Raw genomic sequence first — 6000 nt, forward strand, 5'->3', positions numbered from 1 at the left:
CGTGCCCACCTCGGGAGTCCTTGGAAGGAAAAGGGCAGGCAGGGGTGCAATCGTTACAAGAAGGGAAATTCCGTTCCGGTAGAAAGGGGAGCCCTGGGCAACTCCTGCGGTCACCTTGAGGAGGGAACTTCCCTCTCGTTCCGAGGACTTGGCCAGGTACTCCCTCCCCGTGGGACGGGTGGGCCACGCTTTGCACAAGCAGCCGGGCGGAAGGAGGTTCCGCGTGTCCACCCGGTCCCAGTCCGCTGGCTTCACTCTCATCGAACTGCTGGTGGCGGTCGCCATCCTCGGTGTGCTGGCGACGCTCGCGGGCGTGGCGGTGTTCCATGGCACCGCGCGCGCTCGCGTCAGCAACGCCGCCTTCGAGGTGGGGGCGCTGTACACGGCCGCACAGATGCGGGCCACCAGCATGGGCGTGCCGCACTACGTCGTCTTCCATGACGATGGCACCGACTTCGGCGCGTACCTGCTGGAGCGGCCGGACTCGGTCGGCGCGTACAACTGGGCCAGCGATGACGTGCTGAACCCGGCCCTGGTCCGCGGCACCGTGCACGAGCGGCTCCGGCTCTCACGCGAGAGCGGCCTGGGCTTCGTGGACCTCTCGCGGCCCGGCCTCCGGCCCCTGCCCGCGCCCTTCGCCACCATCACGCTCACCCCCTCCGGCTCGGGCCGGCTGCTCGGCGGCTGCACCTTCTGCACCGCGGGCACCGGGGGCGCTCGTGGCGTCATCCGATTCTCCCCCGATGGCACCGTGCGCTTCCTCACGGGCAGCGCCGAGGCGGGAGGCGTCATCGCCTTCGCGCCCGACTCGCGTGGCGTCCAGTCCGGCATTCCCCGGCTGGTGGTCGTCGCCGCGCCGGCCGGTGCCATCCGCGTCTTCTAGGAGGACCCGTCACCATGTCTCCGACTCCTCGCGCCTCTCCAGTCCACGGCTTCAGCCTCATCGAGGCCATGGCGGCGCTCGCCGTCTTCTCCATCGGCATCCTCGGCGTGCTTCAGATGAACGTCCTGGCCAGCCAGCAGAACGGGCTGGCCCGGCGCCAGTCCACCGCGAGCAAGATCGCCCGCGACCTGGTGGACTCCTTCGAGCGTGTGCCCTTCCACCACGCGCTGCTGTCCGCCGAGAGCACCATCGACCCGGCGGATCCGCGCTTCACGCGCTTCGACGAGGCGGATGGACGGGTGAAGCTCTCGGACGCGGTAGCGCTCGTCGGGGGGCGCCCGCTGCTCGGGGCGGCACACGCCAGCGTGAGCGCCGAGGGCCAGTACGAGGTGGCCTGGCGGGTGGCACCCGTGAAGGGCTCGGACGGCAGCCTCGAGGCCCGCCGCATCCTGGTGATGGTGCGCTTCCCCACCACGGCCGGCGGCACCAAGCAGGTCAACGTCTGGGCCGTGAAGTTCAACCCCCAGGCCCTGGGCCGGGGCGGCGCGGCCATTCCGGAGATTTGAGCATGCGCGCGCCACAGGGCCCTCGGGGCTTCACCCTCGTCGAGTTGCTCGTCGGCACCGCCATCGGTGCCCTCGTGCTCACCGGCATCAGCCTCGTCTTCGTCTCGCAGGCCTCGCAGTACCAGGCCCACGCCAGCCGGCGCGCGGTGCAGTCCAGTGTCCGTCAGGCGCTCGGCTACATGGAGCGGCACGTGCGCAACGCGGGCTATGGCGTGGACCCGGACCGGGCCGTGCTCGCCTATGACTCGTATGACGCGGCCGGAGATGCGCGCGGCGACGGTTTCCCGGATGGCCTCTCCGTCCACTCGCGCGACCTGTACTTCCGCCGCCTCGCCACCAGCGTGGGCACGGACTTCCTGCGCTTCGACCGCGAGCTGCAACGGCCCCTGCGCAAGGGGGAGATCCTCCTCGTCCTCTGCCCCGGCGCCGTCCAGTACGCCTATGTGACGGTGGCGGAGACCACCTCGTCCAGTGCCACCTCCGTCAAGCTGGACACCACTCCGGCGCCGGTGGACTCGCCCGCGGGGCCTCCCGGCGCGCTCTTCCGCGAGCAGGCCCGGCTGGACGCGTCGTGCTTCCACGACGGCGAGCCGCCGGTGGTGGTGAAGGTGGAGCGCACCAGCTTCTACGTCGCCGCCTTCGACGATGACGGAGATCCGGCCACGCCGAGCACCACGCCCTACCTCATGCTGCACCGGGGGTTGGACATCAACGGGGATGGCGGCATCGACAAGGCCGACGCCACGCCCATCGCCGTGGGCATCGAGCAGCTCCAGGTGGCCTACATCCTCAACACCCTGGGAGACGCGGCGCCGACGCTCGTGGGCGTGGACGGCGCGGTGCCCTGGGGCGAGCAGTGGCACACCGGGACGCCCGAGACGGACAGGCCGCGCCTGCGGGATGCGTATGCCTCGCCTCGGCGCCTCACCTCGCACCCGGCCAACATCCGCCAGGTGCGCCTGACGCTCGTGGCGCGCAGCACCCAGAGAGACACCCAGCGCCCGGGAGACGATGTGCGCACCCCGGGAGCCACGGGCTCCGAGGGCCCCGCGCTGCCCTCCGGCGCCACGCCCTGGCGCCAGCTGGAGAACCTGGGCACGCCCGCCCAGCCCTTCGACCCGCGTGGCGGTGGCTTCACCCGCGCCGTGCTGCGCGAGGCCGTCACGCCCAAGAACCTTCTGATGCGCTCCCAATTCATCCCCGTCCACCGGGGAGGAGGTTGAGCCCATGTGCTCCCGTCCCAAGGCCCAGCGAGGCATGGCCCTCGTGATGGCCCTCATCGTCGTGGTCCTCTGCACCCTGTTGGTGGGGGGGGCCATCACCTTCACCGGCACCGAGCGCAACGCCGCGGTGCTCCAGACGCGCGACGACTCGCTCTCCGCCTGCACCCAGGCGGCGCGCAACCTCTTCCTCGCGCGCCTGCGGGTGCTCACCCCGGGCAACACGAATCAGGTGCGGCTCACCGAGGCGTACGGCCAGGGCCTCATCCTCTCGGGCCACTACACCGGCACGCCCGCCACGCCCGCGCCCGGTGGCCCCGCGGCTCCCACGCTGACGCATGTGGAGCGCCTGCCGGCCAATGCCGTGGGCGCCTCACGCGACTCGGCGCGGGACATCAGCAACACGCTCGGTGACGCCGCCGAGGGTGCCTATTGGTACTCCGTCACGGCGCTCTGCCAGGAGTACCCGGGCGGCCCCGAGCGCGAGGTCGAGTTCGTCGTCCGTGTCGGCCTTCAGTAGCCTTCCCCCAGGAATCCCCATGACTGCCCGGCGCACTCCGTACCGCCTGCTCTCCACCGCGCTCTTCCTGCTCACGCCCCTGCTGGCGCCGTCCGCATCCGCCCAGACGGAGCCCGCCGAGCCGAAGGCCGCCTGCTGCCAGCTCACCACCGCGATGACCTCCGACGCCCTGCGCGGCGAGGATCTCACCGGGGACGAGCGCTTCTTCATGAGCGAGGGCACCCCGCCCAACGTCCACTTCCTCATCGACACCTCGGCGTCCATGCGCGAGCTGCCCCAGGTGAAGGAGGGGGACCACGAGACCTTCTTCGCCTCGGGCGACGGCTGCACCCAGCCGGACCTGCTCGCGGTCCAGAACGCCAACGGGTGGGACCCGAACGTCGCCTACCCGGTGCCGGACCCGGACCACGCCAACCTGTTCCGCGACGACAAGCTCTACGCCTACATGTTCTGGGAGGACCTCAACAACCCGACCTCCAACTGGAACACGAAGGAAGAGGCCTGCGCGGCCCAGCACTCGACGTCCACGGACCCGACGCGGGCGCTCTACAACGCGTGCCTCTCCTGCCTCCAGACGAAGGGCTTCTACAAGCGACCGGGAGCGACGGGCGCCAGGCCGGGCACGGACCCGCGGCGCCTCACCTTCGTCTTCACCGGGCGCTTCCTCAACTTCAACCCGCCCAAGTACGTGACGGCCAAGGCCACGCTCAAGTCCATCCTCAAGGACATGCGGCGGGTGCGCGTGGGCATCAGCTACTTCGACGCGGACAACTCGGTGCACGGCGCGCTGATGGCCACGCCGCAGGGCCCCTCGTGCGAACAGCTCCGCGCGGACCCCACCGCCTTCCAGACGGTGCGCCCCAGCTACCTCTCGGCCGTGGACGGGCTGCGCTTCAAGGCCGCCACCCCGCTGGCCGAGTCGCTCCTCAACCTCGGGCAGTATTTCTCCTCGAGCAACGGCCTCTACACGGACACCTTCGGCTTCGACGCGAGCTACCTCAAGTCGGGCTTCCAGAACGCGGCCCTCGCGCGCCCGGAGCGCAGCTGGTGCTGGAGCTGCCAGGCCACCTCCATCGTCATCGTCACCGACGGCGAGCCGAGCGCCGATGACCATGTCCCCGCCGCGAGCATCGAGCGCCTCAACGGCGGCCCGGTGACGTGTCCCGCCACGGAGCCCTGCGCGGAGGACGCGCAGCACAAGCTGGATGACGTGGCGAAGCTGCTCGCCACGGAGGATCTCCAGCGCGGCAGCCCGGAGGTGGTGGGCGACTTCGACACCGCCGGCCGGCAGAGCCTCACCATCCACGCCATCGGCTTCGGGGTGAACGCCAACATCCTCAAGAACGCCGCCCGGGTGGGAGGCGGCCTCTACCACCAGGCCAATGATGGCGCGGGGCTGAAGAAGGCCCTCCAGGACATCATCGCCAACGTGGACCGGCGCGCCACCTCCTTCTCGGCGGCGTCCGTGTCCGGCACGCAGCTGTCCGGGGCGGGCGGCACGCTGGTGCCCCGCCTGCGCCCGGGTCGGGACCGGGACGAGTCGTGGCGCGGCTACCTCTACCGCTACAAGCTCGCCTCGGAGCTGCTGCTCGGCTGCAAGCCCGCGCTGGCCACCCAGCCGGGGGGAGACCCGAAGGACCTCAACGCCGACAAGGACTGCGAGGACCTCCACCTCATCGACGCGGACGGCGAGGCCGTCGTGGAGAACGAGCTGGGCGACTTCGTGAAGCTGAAGGACCGACTGGTTCCGGCGCGTCCCTTCTGGGAGGCGGGCCAGCAGCTCAAGTCCACATCGGCGCCGACGCAGCGGTGGAAGACGCGCAACATCTACACCATCGTGGACAACGGGGGCCCGGGGGGCGCCGGTCCGGACGGGCGCATCGACACCCACGACACGCCGGTGGCCTTCACCGAGGAGAACGCCTCCGCGCTGCGCGCCTCCCTCGGCATCGGCGAGGGCGGGTGCACGGTGGCCGGCGAGAAGCTGGGCCCGGACGACTGCACCCGCGCCGTCATCCGCTACTACCGTGGCGCGGACCTGCTGAACGCGGACGTGGCCCGGCGCGACTTCGACCGGCCCTTCCTGCTGCACGACATCTTCCACTCGGCGCCGCAGAGCGTGGAGCCGCCCATGCCGCGGGCCTTCTGTGGCTTCTCGCAGCAGTGCCTCCAGACGCTCCACGACGGCCGGACGCCGCAGCAGACCTACGCGCTGTCGGGCACGAGCCGCACGCAGGGCGCCTATGACGAGTACGTGGCGCGCCACAAGGACCGGGACCGGGTGGTGCTGGTGGGCTCCAACGGCGGCATGCTCCACGCCTTCCACAACGGGCGCCGCACGGGGGAGGACCCCATCACCGGCCTGCCCCAACATGACGAGGGCACGGGCGAGGAGCTGTGGGCCTTCGTCCCGCCGGACCTGCTGCCCCGGCTGATGCCCAAGCTGGGCCGGCACGGCTGGTTCGTGGACGGCACGCCCATGGTGCGCGAGGTGTGGCTGGACGGAGTGGGCACTCCGGGCGACGCGATGGCCGACGGGAAGAAGCAGGCCAGCGAGTTCCGCACCGTGGCCGTCGTGGGCTCGGGCACGGGCGGGGTGCACCGCTTCGCGCTGGACGTGACGGCGCTGCTGCCCAGCCCGGGCGCGGCACAGGCCGGCCGCGCGCCAGCCCAGAAGGGGGACTTCCTGTGGATGTGGCCGCAGCCGTGCGACCCGCTCGCGCTCCAGCTCGGCGAGAGCGATGGCCACTTCTCACCCCGTCCGCCGCCCATCGGCCCGGTGGCCATGGCGGACCCGGAGGGCCCGTGGCG

4 protein-coding genes and 1 pseudogene are annotated in these 6000 nt (G+C 71.2%); all 5 read left to right on the top strand.

Features of this window, described 5'->3' with window-relative positions:
- Nucleotides 1–223 precede the first annotated feature (223 nt).
- Complete coding sequence (locus tag VF794_RS02330) at nucleotides 224–883, top strand: pilus assembly FimT family protein (RefSeq protein ID WP_331107269.1); 660 nt, start codon at nucleotides 224–226, stop codon at nucleotides 881–883.
- Nucleotides 884–897: 14 nt separating this feature from the next.
- Nucleotides 898–1449 carry a type IV pilus modification PilV family protein gene (locus VF794_RS02335; RefSeq protein ID WP_331107271.1) on the top strand — a complete coding sequence of 184 codons (552 nt, stop codon included), beginning with the start codon at nucleotides 898–900 and terminating at the stop codon, nucleotides 1447–1449.
- A 2-nt stretch (nucleotides 1450–1451) separates the two neighbouring features.
- Nucleotides 1452–2672 (top strand): PilW family protein, encoded by a 1221-nt coding sequence (locus VF794_RS02340; RefSeq protein ID WP_331107273.1) that lies wholly within the window; start codon nucleotides 1452–1454, stop codon nucleotides 2670–2672.
- Between the two features lie 4 nt (nucleotides 2673–2676).
- Nucleotides 2677–3189: a hypothetical protein gene (locus tag VF794_RS02345; RefSeq protein ID WP_331107275.1), complete on the top strand. Its 513-nt coding sequence runs from the start codon at nucleotides 2677–2679 to the stop codon at nucleotides 3187–3189.
- Between the two features lie 19 nt (nucleotides 3190–3208).
- Nucleotides 3209–6000, top strand: a pseudogene (locus VF794_RS02350) (pilus assembly protein PilY); the annotation flags it as partial.

It is taken from the genome of Archangium sp. (assembly GCF_036389735.1).
In the GTDB taxonomy this organism is placed as follows: domain Bacteria; phylum Myxococcota; class Myxococcia; order Myxococcales; family Myxococcaceae; genus Archangium.